At 33.1% G+C, this 16874-nt stretch carries 18 protein-coding genes; all 18 read left to right on the top strand.

The features are described 5' to 3' along the window. Window positions 1–3 precede the first annotated feature (3 nt). The 18 genes from accB (at window position 4) to RYK07_RS02175 (ending at window position 16760) form a co-directional block, all read left to right on the top strand. The gene (accB, locus tag RYK07_RS02260) at window positions 4–492 is read left to right on the top strand and encodes an acetyl-CoA carboxylase biotin carboxyl carrier protein (protein ID WP_314852191.1); all 489 of its coding nucleotides are present in this window, start codon (window positions 4–6) and stop codon (window positions 490–492) included. Between the two features lie 10 nt (window positions 493–502). Next, window positions 503–934, top strand: a complete 432-nt coding sequence (gene fabZ / locus RYK07_RS02255) for a 3-hydroxyacyl-ACP dehydratase FabZ (RefSeq protein WP_006702538.1) — start codon at window positions 503–505, stop codon at window positions 932–934. 3 nt (window positions 935–937) lie between these two features. Then, window positions 938–2308: an acetyl-CoA carboxylase biotin carboxylase subunit gene (accC, locus tag RYK07_RS02250; RefSeq protein WP_314852190.1), complete on the top strand. Its 1371-nt coding sequence runs from the start codon at window positions 938–940 to the stop codon at window positions 2306–2308. A 12-nt stretch (window positions 2309–2320) separates the two neighbouring features. Next, window positions 2321–3184, top strand: coding sequence for an acetyl-CoA carboxylase, carboxyltransferase subunit beta (gene accD / locus RYK07_RS02245; protein WP_314852189.1), 864 nt, complete (start codon window positions 2321–2323; stop codon window positions 3182–3184). Continuing rightward, window positions 3181–3948, top strand: a complete 768-nt coding sequence (gene accA, locus RYK07_RS02240) for an acetyl-CoA carboxylase carboxyl transferase subunit alpha (RefSeq protein WP_314852188.1) — start codon at window positions 3181–3183, stop codon at window positions 3946–3948. Before accD ends, accA begins: the two co-directional genes overlap by 4 nt. Before the next feature lie 158 nt (window positions 3949–4106). Next, window positions 4107–5168, top strand: coding sequence for a Xaa-Pro peptidase family protein (locus RYK07_RS02235; protein WP_314852187.1), 1062 nt, complete (start codon window positions 4107–4109; stop codon window positions 5166–5168). Window positions 5169–5294: 126 nt separating this feature from the next. Further along, the gene (locus RYK07_RS02230; protein ID WP_314078075.1) at window positions 5295–5693 is read left to right on the top strand and encodes an Asp23/Gls24 family envelope stress response protein; all 399 of its coding nucleotides are present in this window, start codon (window positions 5295–5297) and stop codon (window positions 5691–5693) included. After that, the gene (nusB, locus tag RYK07_RS02225) at window positions 5690–6154 is read left to right on the top strand and encodes a transcription antitermination factor NusB (RefSeq protein WP_006702546.1); all 465 of its coding nucleotides are present in this window, start codon (window positions 5690–5692) and stop codon (window positions 6152–6154) included. Before RYK07_RS02230 ends, nusB begins: the two co-directional genes overlap by 4 nt. A 95-nt stretch (window positions 6155–6249) precedes the next feature. Further along, complete coding sequence (gene folD, locus RYK07_RS02220) at window positions 6250–7098, top strand: bifunctional methylenetetrahydrofolate dehydrogenase/methenyltetrahydrofolate cyclohydrolase FolD (protein ID WP_314852186.1); 849 nt, start codon at window positions 6250–6252, stop codon at window positions 7096–7098. Beyond that, on the top strand, window positions 7091–8431 hold the full coding sequence (gene xseA / locus RYK07_RS02215) for an exodeoxyribonuclease VII large subunit (protein ID WP_314852185.1): 1341 nt from the start codon (window positions 7091–7093) through the stop codon (window positions 8429–8431). The genes folD and xseA overlap by 8 nt, the downstream gene beginning before the upstream one ends. Further along, on the top strand, window positions 8425–8625 hold the full coding sequence (locus tag RYK07_RS02210) for an exodeoxyribonuclease VII small subunit (RefSeq protein ID WP_006702549.1): 201 nt from the start codon (window positions 8425–8427) through the stop codon (window positions 8623–8625). Before xseA ends, RYK07_RS02210 begins: the two co-directional genes overlap by 7 nt. A gap of 11 nt (window positions 8626–8636) precedes the next feature. Then, window positions 8637–9521 carry a farnesyl diphosphate synthase gene (locus tag RYK07_RS02205; RefSeq protein WP_314852184.1) on the top strand — a complete coding sequence of 295 codons (885 nt, stop codon included), beginning with the start codon at window positions 8637–8639 and terminating at the stop codon, window positions 9519–9521. 10 nt (window positions 9522–9531) lie between these two features. Beyond that, the gene (locus RYK07_RS02200) at window positions 9532–10359 is read left to right on the top strand and encodes a TlyA family RNA methyltransferase (protein ID WP_314679376.1); all 828 of its coding nucleotides are present in this window, start codon (window positions 9532–9534) and stop codon (window positions 10357–10359) included. 10 nt (window positions 10360–10369) lie between these two features. Then, on the top strand, window positions 10370–12088 hold the full coding sequence (gene recN, locus RYK07_RS02195; RefSeq protein ID WP_314852182.1) for a DNA repair protein RecN: 1719 nt from the start codon (window positions 10370–10372) through the stop codon (window positions 12086–12088). Beyond that, window positions 12081–12806: a glycerophosphodiester phosphodiesterase gene (locus RYK07_RS02190; protein WP_314852181.1), complete on the top strand. Its 726-nt coding sequence runs from the start codon at window positions 12081–12083 to the stop codon at window positions 12804–12806. Before recN ends, RYK07_RS02190 begins: the two co-directional genes overlap by 8 nt. A gap of 1 nt (window position 12807) precedes the next feature. Further along, window positions 12808–13752 (top strand): tRNA (adenosine(37)-N6)-dimethylallyltransferase MiaA, encoded by a 945-nt coding sequence (miaA, locus tag RYK07_RS02185; RefSeq protein ID WP_314852180.1) that lies wholly within the window; start codon window positions 12808–12810, stop codon window positions 13750–13752. Next, window positions 13753–14967 (top strand): GTPase HflX, encoded by a 1215-nt coding sequence (gene hflX, locus RYK07_RS02180; RefSeq protein ID WP_314852179.1) that lies wholly within the window; start codon window positions 13753–13755, stop codon window positions 14965–14967. A gap of 245 nt (window positions 14968–15212) precedes the next feature. Next, a complete protein-coding gene (locus RYK07_RS02175) occupies window positions 15213–16760 on the top strand; it encodes an ABC transporter ATP-binding protein (RefSeq protein ID WP_314852178.1) in 1548 nt (515 codons plus the stop codon). Window positions 16761–16874 lie beyond the last annotated feature (114 nt).

Raw genomic sequence — 16874 nt, 5'->3', positions numbered from 1 at the left:
TGTATGAATATAGAGGATTTAAAAGCTATTGTTTCGTTATTCGATCATTCAAGTTTAATGGAATTACATTTACAACAAGAAGGAGTCGATCTTCAACTTTCTAAACGAGAAAATTATCCAGTAAGTGGTTCTAAACAAGTTGTTGAAACGATTGAAGAGAAGCCCGTAGCAGTTGTACCTACAAAAGAAATTATTGCTGAAACGGTAGCTACTAAGACTCCTGAAGTTCAAGAAACAGTTACAAAAGAAGATTTACAATATATTAAAAGTCCAATTGTGGGGATTGTGTATTTAGCTCCATCTCCAGATGATCCTACTTTTGTTCAAGTACAAGATAAAGTTCAAGTTGGACAACCAGTATGTATTATTGAAGCAATGAAAATTATGAATGAAATAACTGCAGAAATTTCAGGTGAAGTAGTAGAAATACTTGTTGAAAATGGACAAATGGTAGATTACGGGCAAGAATTATTTGCTATTAAGAAAAATTAGGAGGCTTATCATGAGCGTAATGACAGTAACAGATGTAATGAAATTAATTCCAAATCGTTTTCCAATTTTATATATTGACCGAGTAGAAGAATTAATTCCAGGGGAGCACGTAGTGGCTACTAAAAATGTAACGTATAATGAGCATGTTTTCCAAGGACATTTCCCTGGAGAACCAGTTTTACCAGGAGTTTTAATTGTGGAAGCTCTAGCACAAGCTGGATCAATTCCATTATTATCATTAGAAAGTTTCAAAGGAAAAACAGCTTATTTAGGCGGATTAAATCACGTGAAATTTAGAAAAAAAGTCACACCAGGAGATGTTTTAACCCTTCAAGTTGATATTCTTAAATTAAAAGAATATGCAGGAATTGGTAAAGCAAAAGCCTTTGTAGATGGTAAAGTTGTTTGTGAAGCGGAGTTAACCTTTATTATTGGTAGGTAAGTTATGTTTAAAAGAATTTTAATTGCGAATCGTGGAGAGATTGCTTGTCGATTGATTCGTGCATGTAGAGAACTTCAAATTGAAACAGTAGCAGTTTATTCTCAAGCTGATTCTGAAGCCCTACATGTACAATTAGCAGATTATGCTGTTTGCATTGGAAAAAATATTAGTAAAGAATCTTATTTGAATGTTGAAAATATTTTAAGTGCAGCTGTATTAACTGGATCACAAGCGATTCATCCAGGTTTTGGTTTTTTATCAGAAAATCCTAAATTTGCAAAAATGTGTGAAGAATGTCAGGTGAAATTCATTGGACCTAGCGCACATGTTATTCAAATGATGGGGGATAAAGCACAAGCTCGTAAACAAATGATAAAAGCAGGAGTTCCCGTTATACCAGGTAGTGATGGGGTTGTTCCTACTGTTGAAGAAGGACTAAAGATTGCAGAAAAAATTGGATTTCCTCTTTTGATTAAAGCTGTCGCAGGTGGTGGCGGTAAAGGAATTCGTAAAGTTCAAACTCTAGAAGAGTTTGAAAAACAATTTTTAGCAGCTCAACAAGAAGCACTTCAAGCATTTGGGAATGAAGAAGTGTATATAGAGCGAATTATTTATCCTGCCAAACATATTGAGTTTCAAATTTTAGCAGATTCTCATGGAAATGTTGTTCATTTAGGAGAACGTGATTGTTCTTTACAAAGAAAAAATCAAAAAATTATTGAAGAAGCACCAAGCCCCTATTTAGATGATGAATTACGTAAAAACATGGGTCAAGCAGCTGTGTTGGCTGCAAAATCAGTAGGATATGAAAATGCGGGGACGATTGAATTTTTAGTGGATCAAGATAAAAATTTCTACTTTATGGAAATGAATACTCGTATTCAAGTAGAACATCCTATTACAGAAATGATTACAGGAATTGATTTAGTAGAATGGCAATTAAAAGTAGCCTATGGTGAAAAATTAAGCTTTACTCAAGATGAGATTCAAATTAAAGGACACTCGATTGAATGTCGTTTAAATGCTGAATGCCCAAGAGAAAACTTTAGACCAGCGCCTGGAACGATTGAAGTCTTACATCAACCAAATGGAGGTTTGGGAGTAAGAATTGAATCAGCTTTATATGCTGGATATAAAATTCCACCATTTTATGATTCTATGTTATCAAAATTAATTGTCCATGCACCTAATAGAACTCAAGCTATTTTAAAAATGGAACGAGTTCTTCAAGAATTAGTAGTTGAAGGCGTTGAGACGAATAAAGAATTTTTACAAGATTTATTGCAATCAGCTTTCTTTGAAAGAGGAGATTACACGACAAATGTTGTAGAAGAAAAATTCTTACCAGAATGGTTTAATGAGTCTCGTCCATAAAGGAGTGATTAAATGGGTTTATTTAAAAAACGTCCTTATATTTCATTAAAACAAAATTCCATCGAAGTAGTAGAATTTGAAAAAGCTCCAATGATACCAGATGGAAAATGGATTCAATGCCCTCAATGTCAAAAAACGGTTTATTTGGACGATATTGGGGAATTTCAAATTTGTCCAAATTGCGATTATCATTTTAGATTAACACCAAAACAAAGAATTTCTATTATGACGGATGAGTTTGAAGAGTGGTTTGTTAATGAACAAATGAAAGTAGCAGTTGATTTCCCGGGTTATGACTTGAAGCAGAAAAAAGCAAGACAAACAACAGGGGAAGAAGAAGCTGTAACGGTTGGGCTTGCAAAAATTAGTCACTTACCGTTTGTTTTAGCGATTATGAATCCTTATTTTATGATGGGATCTATGGGGCAAGTAGTTGGTGAGAAACTTACTTTAGCTTTTGAAGAAGCAACAAAGAGAAAGTTACCAATTATTGTTTGTACAGCTTCAGGTGGAGCAAGAATGCAAGAAGGAATTTATTCACTAATGCAAATGGCGAAAATAAGTGCAGCGGTTCAAGCGCATCACATAGAAGGACTATTATACATCACGGTATTGACAGATCCTACAACGGGTGGTGTGACAGCTAGTTTTGCCATGCAAGGGGATATTATCTTAAGTGAACCAAAAGCGATTGTTGGCTTTGCTGGTAAACGTGTGATTGAGCAAACGATGAAAGAAAAGTTACCGGATGATTTCCAACAAGCAGAAACTGTACAGGCAAATGGATTTATTGATGTTATCATTCATCGTACTCAGTTAAAAGAAACATTAAAAACTCTTTTAAGTCTACATTCTTTAGAGGAGGAATTCAGATGAAACCAATGAAAATTGTCCAGAAAGCACGTGATATTAACCGTGCAACTACTAAAGAATGGATTGACGAAATATTCGATGACTTTATCGAATTAAAAGGAGATCGTTTTTTTGCAGACGATGCTGCTATTATTGGTGGTATTGCTCGTTTAAAGGAAATTCCAGTTACAGTTATTGGAATGCAAAAAGGTCATACATTAAAAGAAAATATTGAGCGTAACTTTGGACAAGTTCATCCAGAAGGTTATCGAAAAAGTTTAAGGTTGATGAAACAAGCTGAAAAATTTAATCGTCCAATTATTACGATGATTAATACTGCTGGAGCATTTTGTGGTAAAAGTGCTGAAGATAGAGGGATTGGGGAAGCTATTGCTAAAAATCTTCAAGAGATGAGTCATTTAACTGTCCCGATCATTGCCATTTTAATGGGTGAAGGTGGAAGTGGTGGAGCGATTGCTTTAGCTGTTGCTAATGAAGTTTGGATGATGGAATATGCTATTTATTCAATCTTATCTCCAGAAGGTTTTGCATCGATTTTGTGGAAAGATAGTACAAAAGCTGAACAAGCAAGCGAATTAATGAAGTTTACAAGTAAGGAATTATTCGAAGAAGGAATTGTTGATAAAATTATTTTAGAGAAAAATCGTTCGTTTAAAAAAATTGCAACGGAACTTCAAACTTCTTTATACCAATCTTTAAAAGAATGGCGTACAAAATCGAAAGAAGAACTAGTAAACCAACGCTTAGAAAAATTTAGAAAATTTTAAATGACGAAGGACAACTATGACATTTTGTTGTAGTTGTTTTTTTGTATCGAAAAAAAGTTAGGCAGACCTAAAAAAGTTATTTTTTTCTTAAAAATCATATATATTATTGAGTTTTTTTGTTATACTAGGTTACACAAAAGATTTTGGAAGGTGATTATATGATCAGAGTTGAAAAAGTAAGAAATGCGATGAAAGATTTAGAAATTGATGGATTAATTGTTTATAGTCCATATAATTTACGTTATTTAGCGAATTTTACAGGTACAACAGGTTTTTCATTAATTACGTTAAATGAAGCATATTTTGTAACAGATGCTCGTTATACTCAACAAGCTCAAAAACAAGCTCAAGGTTTTACAGTGATTGAACATAAAACAGGTTGGTTAGGTGTATTCCGTGAATTAATTGAAAAACATGGATTAAAACATGTAGGGTTTGAAGCAGACCACTTATCTGTTTCAATGTTAGAAGTTTTTGAAGATGAATTTGATACAGATTTAGTTCCAACTCAAGGATTAGTAGAAAAAATTCGTGAAATTAAAGATGAAGCTGAAATTCAAACAATTCGTAAAGCATGTGCAATTTCTGATGCAGCTTTCTTGCATATTTTAAATGTTCTAAAAGCTGGTATGAGTGAAATTGAAGTAGCCAATGAATTAGATTTCTTCATGAGAAAACATGGCGCATCTGGCGTTTCATTTGATACAATTATTGCGAGTGGTGTTCGTTCTTCAATGCCTCACGGTGTTGCAAGTGAAAAATTAATTGAAACTGGTGATTTAGTAACATTAGACTTTGGATGTTACTATCAAGGTTATGTTTCTGATATGACTCGTACAATTGCTGTAGGAGAACCAACAGATCAATTAAAAGAAATTCATGATGTTGTATTACAAGCTCAATTATTAGTAAGTGCTGCAGCAAGACCAGGTAAAACTGGAGTAGAACTAGATAAAATTGCTCGTGACTATATTACAAGTAAAGGATATGGAGAATACTTTACTCATTCAACTGGACATGGAATTGGTTTAGAAATTCATGAAGCTCCAAATGTAAGTCGTTTAGCGACTCAAGCATTTGTTCCAGGAAATGTAATTACAAATGAACCAGGAATTTATATTCCAGGTGTTGGTGGTGTTCGTATTGAAGATGATATTATTATTACGCCAACTGGTGGAGAAGTGATTCAACAAGTTCCACGTGAATTGATTATTTTATAAGATACTACCTTGTGAGTTGTGATAGAACAAAAATCATGGTAAACTGTAGAAGAGAGTGAAGATCATGATTCGTGATGCTCATTGAGTTAGATAGCGATTCAGAATCTTTGTAAAAGGAGGTTCATTATGGAAAAATATTCAAATCAAACAGCCGTTTTAGGTGCTATTGAAATTGCCCCTGAAGTGATTGAGAGCATTGCAGGAATTGTTGCTTCTAAAGTGGAAGGATTCCATCCTTTATCAGGAATTATTAAAACAAGTGTGAATACACTTTTTGGACGTGAAGAACTTGCTAAAGGTGCTTATTTAACACAAGAACAAGGAGAATTTATTCTTGATGTGTATGGTAATGTAGATTATGGAGTATCTATTCCAAAATTGGCATTATTATTACAAAATAAAATTAAAGAACAATTATTATTTAGTTGTGAATTAGAAATTTCTCAAGTAAATATTCATGTTCAAACAATTATTCCAGCAAAAAATGTTGATTCAGAATTTTTCGAATTGGGGGATGAAGAGTGAGTCGTAACCCATTAAAAAGACGTGCACTACGTATTATTGCTATTCAGGCTTTGTATCAAATGGATATTTGTAAAGATTTATCAGAATTTGATGCTGTTCGCTTAGCGTTAGATGTATTGCATGATGAACAATCATTTGATGAAGAAGTATATTCTAATGAAGCATTATTAGATGAGTTTCCAGAAATTCATTATTCATTAGATTTAATCCAAGGGGTTCAAAACCAGTTAGAAGAGATTGATGCTTTGATTTCCTCACATTTAAAAGGATGGGAATTAAATCGAATCGTTCGCTTAGATTTAATGATTATGCGAGTAGCAGTTTGCGAAATGCGTTCACCTGAATTGGAAGTTCCTCAAACAGTTGCATTAAATGAAGCAATTGAAATTGCAAAATTATATAGTGATGAAAAATCAGCGAAATTTATTAATGGTGTCTTATCAAACTTTGTTGAAGGGTAAGTCAGTATAGGAGGTTGAGCAAGAAGGCGCTCCGAAGCAATGATTTGCTTCCAGGAACACTTTTTGCTCAATTTTTTATTTAAAGGAGTGAGTAAATGGCGATTGTATTAGATGGAAAAAGTTTAGCCTTAAAAGTTCGTCAAGAATTGAAACAAAAAGTACAAGAACAGGGAGTAAAACCTGGTTTAGTCGTATTGTTAGTCGGAGAAGATCCTGCAAGTCAAATTTATGTTCGAAATAAGGAACGTACCGCTAATGAAGTTGGATTTCATTCTGTTGTAGAAAGATTACCAGAAACAATTTCTCAAGAAGAGTTATTAGAAAAAATTAAAACACTAAATGAAGATGATGCGATTCATGGAATTTTAGTTCAATTACCATTACCAAAACAGATTGATAGCCAGACAGTATTAGAAGCCATTATTCCCGAAAAAGATGTAGACGGCTTCCATCCTGTAAATTTAGGAAAATTACTTCAAAAAGATGAAAGTATTGTCCCATGTACACCAAAAGGGATTATTCGATTATTAGAAGAGTATGAAATTGACCTTGTTGGAAAAGAAATGGTCGTCATTGGACAAAGTACGATTGTTGGTCGTCCAATGGCTTTACTAGGCTTAAATCGTGGGGCAACGGTAACTGTTTGTCACAGTCGAACAAAAGACTTAGAGAAACAAATCGCTCGTGCAGATATTATTATTAGTGCGGTTGGAAAACCCAATTTAGTGAAGAAAGAATATGTGAAAAAAGATGCGGTTATTATTGATGTAGGTATCAACCGATTAGAATCTGGAAAACTCGTCGGTGATGTGGATTTTGATGGTGTTAAAGATCACGTCAGTGCCATTACTCCAGTACCAGGTGGAGTTGGTCCAATGACGATTGCGATGTTATTAGAGCAGACGTATCTTAATGCATGTAAGAGGGAAAACATTTATGAATGAAGAATATGTAACAGTCTCGGCATTAACGAAATATATTAAATATAAATTTGATAAAGACCCTCATCTTGGAAGAGTTTATTTAACGGGGGAAATTTCAAATTTTCGTTTACGTCCGACTCACCAATATTTTAGTTTAAAAGATGAAAATGCCATTATTTCTGCAACCATGTTTCAATCTGCCTTTAAAAAAATTCAATTCCGTCCTGAAGAAGGGATGAAAGTATTAGTGATTGGTAAAGTTTCCGTTTTTGAAAAATCAGGACAGTACCAAATTAATATTGAACATATGGAACCGGATGGAGTAGGGGCTCTTTATTTAGCCTATGAACAATTGAAAAAGAAATTAGAAGCTGAAGGATTATTTTCTCTTCCTAAAAAGCCAATTCCTCAATTCCCTAAAAAAATTGCGATTTTAACAAGTGAATCAGGGGCGGTCATTCAAGATATTCAAACAACAGTGGCTCGAAGATTTCCGATTGTTCAATTAGTCTTATATCCAACAGTAGTGCAAGGTGTTCATGCAGTCAATAGTATTTTGAAAAATTTAGACTTAGTGGAACAAGAAGATTATGATGTCGTCATAATTGGACGTGGTGGTGGATCAATTGAGGACTTGTGGGCGTTCAATGAGGAGCCAGTTGTAAGAAGAGTTGCTGAGTTGTCGATTCCAGTTATTTCAAGTGTAGGGCATGAAACAGATACGACTTTAATTGACTTTGTATCTGATATGAGAGCAGCCACTCCAACGGCTGCTGCAGAAATTGCAACACCTGTTTTAATGGAAATTCATCAACAATTGAGAAATTTGCAAACACGTCTGGAACAAGCATTAACTCGTCAATTACAAATTAAACGTGAAAGAATGCAAGCTTTAGCGAATGCAAGTATTTTCCAAAATCCAGAACGGATTTATCAAATTTATCAACAACGAGTAGATCAATTAGAAATGCGATTGCAGCAAATGATGCAACAAAGTGTTCAGCAAAAACGTCAACAATTATTAAAAAATCAACATCGTTTAGAATTAGGTTCTCCAAGTAGAAGAGTGCAAACGGAAAAACAAGCACTTCAATATTTAGCAAAACGTTTGGAACAAGCGCAAATTCAATTGATGAAAGATAAAAAACAACAATTCCAAAGAGCGATTCAGCAATTAGACTTATTAAGTCCATTAAAAATTATGAATCGTGGGTATGGGATTTTACAACAAGAAGAAACAATTATTAAAAGTGTTGACCAACTAGAAGTGGAACAAGAATTAACGATTCAATTAGTCGATGGAACGGTTCGTTCTAAAGTGACTTCTGTAGAGAAAGGAAATCAATTATGGTAAAGAAAGAGAAAAAATTTGAAGAAGCAATGAGTGAATTAGAACAAATTGTACAGCAATTGGAAAGAGGAGATGTTCCTTTAGACGAAGCTATTGCGAAGTTCCAAGAAGGAATGGCTCTAAGCCAATATTGTAATGAAACATTAACAAAAGCAGAAGAAACAGTCAGCAAAATGATTGTTGTAAAAGAAGATTAATGGAGTAACTCATGAGTGAAATGATTTCATATTGGCAAAAAGAAATAGAAACCTATTTATTGAATCGAATTGAAAAGATTCCAAATATTTCAACAAGATTGAAAGAAGCCATGCTGTATGCGTGTAGTAGTGGAGGAAAGAGAATTCGTCCATTAATCGTTCTCTTAATCAGTCATTTAGAAGAAGTGGAACTTCAAAAAGTGTTACCAGTTGCAGCTTCTCTAGAAATGATTCATACGTATTCATTAATTCATGATGACTTACCTGGAATGGATAATGATGATTATCGTCGTGGCAAGCTAACAGTTCATAAGCAATTTGATGAAGCAACAGCCATTTTAGCAGGGGATGCTTTATTAACACTCGCATTTGAAGAATTAGCTCAATGTTCATTATCAGATGCAAAAAAAGTTCGTGCTATTCAAGTATTAGGTTCAGCTTCTGGAGCTAGCGGTATGATTACCGGTCAAATGAGAGATATTGCAAGTGAACATCAAGAAATTACATTAGAGCAACTTAAACAAATTCATGCGGATAAAACAGGACAATTATTATTAGCTGCCATTCGTTTAGGGTTATTAGTATTAGAGAATGCGAGCCCTTATGAAGAAGCTCTTTTAAAATTCGGAATTCATTTTGGACTATCCTTTCAAATTCAAAATGACTTACAAGATGTTTGCTGGGATTCTGCAAAAACAGGTAAAGTCACTGGACAAGATGCAGTATTAGAAAAAAATACGTATCCAAGCATTTTAGGAATTGATGGAGCTAAACTTGCTTTAGAACAAGAAATCAACCAGGCAAAACAAGCGATTTTATCGATTCCAAATGAAACAACAGTGCAAAGACAAGCACAAGAAATATTTATGAAAATTCTCTCATATGTAGAGATTTAAAGGAGAAAGAATGGAAAAAGAACGAGTAGACCTTCTAGTCGTACAACAAGGATTGACAGATTCTAGGGAAAAAGCGAAAAGACTTGTCATGGCAGGACAAATTGTCGATGCTGTGAAACATATTCGCTATGATAAGCCAGGAGAAAAAATTCCGATTACAACTGAACTATATATTAAAGGAGAAACCCTTCGCTATGTTTCAAGAGGTGGATTGAAATTAGAAAAAGCACTCGCAACATTTGATGTAAGTGTAGAAGGTAAGATTTTATTAGATATTGGTGCTTCAACAGGTGGCTTTACGGATGCAGCTCTGCAACATGGGGCTGTATTAAGTTATGCATTAGATGTAGGATATAATCAATTAGATTATAAATTAAGACAAGATGAACGAGTAGAAGTTATGGAAAGAGTGAATTTCCGCTTTAGTAAGCCTGAAGATTTTACAAAAGGAAAACCTCAAGTAGCTTCGATTGATGTTTCGTTTATTTCGTTAAAATTAATTTTACCACCATTAAAAGATATTTTAGAGATGGATGGTGACGTTCTTGTGCTGATTAAACCACAGTTTGAAGCTGGAAGAGAACGTATTGGAAAAAAAGGAATTGTTAGTGATCCAAAAGTTCATCAAGATGTACTAGAAGAAATTTTAGAGTATTGCGAACAAATTGGTTTTTCAGTAAATCAACTAACTTTCTCTCCAATTACAGGAGGAAGTGGAAATATTGAGTTTTTAGCACATCTGCAATTACATGAAACGGTTAGTTCTCCATATGATTGGAAAAACGGTATTCAAACAGTTGTCAAAGAAGCTCATCAACAATTAAAAAATCTAAAATAGAGGTGGAACGATGATTCAAGAATTGTTTATTAAAAATTTTGCAATTATTGAAGAAGTTCGCTGTCAATTTGAAAAAGGCATGACGGTATTAACCGGGGAAACAGGTGCAGGTAAATCAATTATTATTGATGCAGTAGGATTACTCGCTGGAGAACGTGCTAGTTTAGAAATGATTCGATATGGCAGTGAAAAAGCGACAATTCAAGCAGTTTTTACCATTGATTCTGAAGAGACAAAAAGAAACATCGAAGCATTAGGAATTGAAATTGAAAATGATGAAATCATGATTCAACGTGAATTATATCAAACAGGTAAATCTACTTGTCGCATTAATGGACAAATGGTTACCGTTTCGTTATTAAAACAAGTTGGGCCGTATTTAATTGATATTCATGGGCAAAATGAACATTTTTTATTATTAAATGAAGAGCATCATTTAAGCCTTTTAGATGCATATGCTGGGCAAAAATTGCAATCATTAAAAGATTCTTATAGTGAGTATTATGAACATTACTGTAGTATTCAAGAGCAATTAAGAAAGTTACAAACTGCTGAAAAAGAAGATGCTCAAAAAATTGATTTGTTAAAATTCCAAGTAGAAGAAATTGAATTATCAAATATTTATATTGGAGAAGAGGAAGAATTAGTTCAAGAAAAGGAATATTTTACTCATTTCCAAAAAATTCAAGAACACTTAATGTCCGCTCTATCAGTGTTACAAACGGAAGAATATTCTGCAGTAGATGCGATTAGTCAAGCTTCTCAAGAAATAGGATTTTTAGAAGGAATTGGTGAAAACTATAAACAATTGCACCAGCAATTACAAGAATCTTATTATCAATTACAAGATGCGGTTTCTAATATGAGTCATGAATTAGACCATGCAGAATATGATGAAGAAAGATTAGCCTATATTGAAGAACGTTTAGATGTTTATTATCAGTTAAAACGTAAATATGGAGATAATGCAGAAGAAATATTAGAGTTCCAAGCACAAGCACAAGCTCAATTAAATCAAATTGAGAATAAAGAGAGTATTATTGAAACATTAATCCAAGAAAAAGCGCAAATCGAACAAAAAGCAAAAGAAGTAGCACTTGAATTGACGAAACAAAGACAGGCAATTGCCCTTGAATTAGCTGAAAAAATAGAAACACAATTGCATGAATTATATATGGAACAAGCCATTTTTGAAATTCGTGTCTTACCAACTGAACAACTACTTGAAACGGGTATGGATGAAGTGTACTTCTATATTTCAACGAATAAAGGGGAACCTGTTAAACCATTACAAAAGATTGTATCTGGTGGGGAATTATCTAGAATTACCCTTGCTATGAAAACGATTTTTGTGCGTAAGCATGGAGTGGGAACAATCGTATTTGATGAGGTAGATACAGGGGTTAGTGGACGAGTGGCTCAAGCCATTGCAAACAAAATGCATTATATTTCAGAATTTGCTCAAGTTTTATGTATTACTCATTTACCACAAGTAGCAAGTATTGCGGGAGTTCATATTTTCATTGAAAAAATGGAAAAAGATGAGCGTACACGTACAACTCTTACAACATTAGAAGAAGAAAAACGGATTGAAGAAATCGGACGTATGTTGTCTGGAGAAGAAATGACAGCATTAACAAAACAACATGCAGCAGAACTAATTACATTGTCTCAAAAAATTCGTCAACAAAATAAAGTTCAAAAGAAACAGGTGATTGCAAATGACTAAAATTTTTGCACATAGAGGAAGTAGAGGAACTCATCCAGAAAATACATTAGCTGCTTTTCAAGAAGCAGTGCGTGTTCAAAGTGATGGAATTGAATTAGATGTTCATGTTTCAAAAGATGGAGCATTAGTCGTGATTCATGATGAAACAGTGGATCGTACGACGAATGGTAGTGGTTCTATTCAAGACTTAACATTAGAAGAAATTCAAGCATTAGATGCAGGTAGTTGGTTCGATAAATCATTTACTGGAGAAAAAATTCCAACTTTGGAAGAAGTATTCCAATTGTTAAAGGAATTGGATTTCAAAGATGAATTAAATATTGAATTAAAAACGGATCAAATTGAATATGCTGGGATTGTTGAAAAATGTGTGGCTTTACAAGAAAGATTGCAACCAAACTTTGCGATTATTTATTCTAGTTTTAATCCTAGAAGCATTATTCAAATGAAACAATTACGACCAAATCAAGAAATTGCCTTTTTATATGAAACTGTAGAAATGGCAAATTTTGTATTTGAAGAAGTAAAATTTGAAGCCGTTCATCCGGACTATCGTTTATTAAAAGAATCCTTTGAGATTCATTCACAGTATCCAAAACGTGTATGGACAGTGAATCAAGAAGAAGAGATGAAACATTGTTTTGAACTTCATGTAGAAGCAATTTTTACAGATTATCCACAAAAAGCTCTTGAGCTTCGTTCGGAAATAAAGGAGTAGTATGTTAGAAAAACAAAAAATCATTGTAATTGTTGGCCCAACTGGTGTTGGAAAAACAGCTCTTAGTATCGAATTAGCACAACAATTAAATGGGGAAATCATTAATGGGGATTCAATGCAAGTTTATAAAACGTTGAATATTGGAACCGCTAAAGTAACTCCTGAAGAAGCGAGAGGGATTCCTCATTACTTATTAGATATTTGTGACGTCAAGGAAGAATATACCGCTAGTGATTTCAAACAAATGGCAAGAGAAGCGATTCAAGAGATTTCAAGCCGTGGAAAACTTCCAATTATTGTTGGTGGAACAGGATTATATATTGAAGGATTGTTATTTGATTTTCATTTTAGTGGACAAGATTCCAATGATCCAGCTTACCGACTAGAAAAGGAAAAAGAACTAGCAGAAATTGGACCTCTTGCAATGTGGGAACAATTAAAAGAAGTCGATCCTGTCAGTGCTGAAAATATTCATCCGAATAACACAAGAAGAGTTATCCGAGCATTAGAAGTGACACATGCAAGTGGAAAGCCATTTTCAGCTAATGATCAACAGCAAAAAGAAGCTATTTTTGATGCCTATATTATCGGATTATCAACGGATAGAGCAGTCCTTTATGAAAGAATCGATACAAGAGTAGACATGATGATGCAAAATGGTTTAGAAGAGGAAGCTAGACAATTATATGATGCAGTAAAAGGATTAGATGTTCAATCCATTCGAGGAATTGGGTATAAAGAATGGGTGGATTATTTTGAAGGTCAATTATCAAAAGAAGCTACCATTCAAAAAATTCAACAAAACTCTAGACGATATGCCAAACGACAATTAACTTGGTTTAGAAACCGATTTGAAGCTGTACATTGGTATGATTTAGTAGAAAATCCTAACACAATTTCTCAAGTTGTTTTAGATTGTCAGCAGTTTTTACTGGGAAGTGAATAAATGGAAAACACAAAAGAAAGAGTCATGATTGTAGCAGTTCAAACAACACAATCGGATGAGCAATTTCAATATGCTTTAGAAGAAATGAAGCAATTAGTGGATACCGCTCAAGGAGAAGTTGTCGTAACAGTGACTCAAAAAAGAGAAACGTATAGTGGTCGTACAATGATTGGTAAAGGGAAAGTAGAAGAAATTAGTCATTTAGTCGATGAATTAGAAATTGATTTAATTGTTTTCTACCAATCTCTAACGGGTTCTCAAACGAAAAATCTAAATGAAACAATTAAGGCACGAATTATTGACCGTGTTCAATTAATTTTAGATATTTTTGCAATGCGTGCTCGTTCAAAAGAAGGAAAACTTCAAGTACAACTGGCTCAATTAAACTATTTATTACCACGTTTGTCAGGACAAGGAACAGCCTTATCGAGACAAGGTGGGGGAATTGGGACAAGAGGACCAGGGGAAACTCAATTAGAAACGGATAAACGACATATTCGTAAACAAATTTCAGATATTGAGCAACAATTAGAACAAACAAAATTACATCGTCAACGTTCAAGAATGAAGAGAAATCGTTCGAATGGTTTTAGAATGGGATTGATTGGATATACGAATGCTGGAAAATCAACCATTTTAAACCAATTAACAGATGCAGGAACGTATCAAATGGATCAATTATTCGCAACATTAGATCCTTTAACAAGAAAAGTTGATTTAGCCGATCAATATGATGTGACATTAACGGATACCGTTGGATTTATTCAAGATTTACCTACGACATTAATTCACGCATTTGAGTCAACTTTAGAAGAGAGTGCGGATGTTGATTTATTAGTGCATGTAGTAAATGCTTCGTCTCCGAATTTCTTAATGCATGAAAAAACAGTTCATGAATTAATTGAGGAATTAGAGATGGAAACTATTCCTATGGTGACGATTTATAACAAATCAGATTTAATTGTTGGAGAATTTCAACCGAATGCTTATCCTTCGTTAGTGATATCTGCTGAAAATTCAACCGATATTGAACGATTAAGAGAATTTCTTGCTTCTCAAATGAAAGCAGAAATGGACCATTATGAAGAATGGGTAGAGGTTTACGAAGCACAAAAACTTTCACAACTCCAACAAAATACATTAGTAGAAATTTTGGATTTTAATGAAGAGAAAAACCAATACTATGTAAAAGGCTATCGTAAAAAAGGAATGTAATATTATTTAAACTGCTCTTAAGGCATTTAAAGTAAAACGAACTTTTCTAAAAGTAGCCAGGCCGGCAGCAGCCCTGCGGTCTCATGCCTAAATTTTGAGCCTTGGTCTCAAAATTTCCTGTAAAATTAGCTTGAGAAGCTAATTTTACTTCGGCTACGGAGAAAAGTTTTTTTACTTTAAATTTGTTACGTAAGAAATGAAAGTTAAACATTTTAAGTTGTTTTAGTTTTTTAAGGAGGATAGAAATGATTAAATATTTAAGAAGAGAGATGTTAGGATTTCTGTTAAATATAGCAGGTTTATTTACTGTATCTGGCTTACAAGTGTATGCTGCCTTACGAATGACAAAGGTAGCGGAATATCTCATCCAACAAAATGTAAAGGTATTCATGATTGAAGTATTCATTATTTTGGGATTATGGATTATTAGTTTAATCATTTCATATTATCAGACAATTTATCAAGAAATTGTTATTCAAAACATATGTAATAAGATGCGTAGTGATATGTCAGATGCTTCTTGGAATATTAAAGCTAACTATATTAACGGTCAAGAACAAAAGGAAATTGAGTCATTTCTTCAAAATGATGTAAATATGATTGAAAATAAAGTGCTGAGAAGTATTTTTGGTATGATAAAGTTTATGTTGCGTGCTATTTTATCCTTAATTGCTTTATTTTACGTTCATTATTTATTATTCATTGTCAGTCTGGCATTATCAATTGTATTATATTTTATCCCTGTAATGACCAAAAAAATGGTATCTAATGCAGGAAATCATGTTGCTGAGGCAAATAAAAGTTACTTGAATAAAATTAATAATATGATAACAGGAATTGATGTTCTAAAAGAATTTGGTGCATTAAATTTTTATCAGGATTCCTTTAGTCAAGAGTTATTTAAAATTAAGAATAGTAGAGTAATACTTGCTAAAGAAACAAGTAAAGTCACATTTATTATTTTTTTATTAAATGTAATTAGTCAATTATCGGTCATATTTGTAACAGGGCTGTTGATAATAAATCAGTTAATCTTAGTTGGTGCAATTCTTACTACAACTGATTTAGCAATGAAATTATTTGATTCAATTTCTGCGATTAATCAATATATGACTATTATTCATTCTTCAGTTCAATTGTTAGAAAAAATTGATAAGTTTGCAGCAAGTGATGATAAAACCATTGAAAAACCAATTAAATTATCGTGGCAAAATATAACTGTTTCGGATTTAGAATTTGGTTATACAACAGATCATGTATTATTTAGCGATGTTAATTTAAAATTAGATAATGGAAAATGGTATGTATTGAATGGGGCTTCTGGTAAAGGAAAGTCCACACTATTCAAGTTATTATTACAGCAATTAGAACCCAAAAAAGGTACCATTTTGATTGATGGGGATAATATTAAACAATACAATACAGATAACTTATTTAGTTATTTAAGACAACAAGGTTATATGTTTGATACAAGTATCGAGGAGAATATTTTATTAGGAAAAGAAGAGTCAGATAATTTTAAGGAAATTATTGAGCAATTAAATATTGATTTAACTAAAAATATAAACGATTTGTCAGGTGGAGAAAAGCAAAAAGTTGCGATTGCAAGGTTATTAGTTAATCCAAATCCTATCATTTTATTAGATGAAAGTTTTTCAAATATCGATATTGCCAGCTCGAAAATGATTTTAAATAGTTTATCGAAATTAGAAAATACAATGGTTATTATGATAACACATCGTAAGCAAGAATTAGAAGATATTGAGTATGATTCGATAGATATCTTTAAATGATTTAAATTATATTTATTATTGAAGGATAATACATTTGTACGGTTGCTTAGATACGATTTCATTATTCTTGGAAGATAAAAAGTAAAGCAATAGAAAAGACTTGTTATTGTAGCA

Origin of the sequence: uncultured Granulicatella sp., assembly GCF_963528315.1 — a bacterium.
GTDB lineage: Bacteria > Bacillota > Bacilli > Lactobacillales > Aerococcaceae > Granulicatella.
The sequence above is the reverse complement of the archived record's forward strand: the minus strand, read 5'-3'. Positions and strand labels throughout refer to the sequence as shown.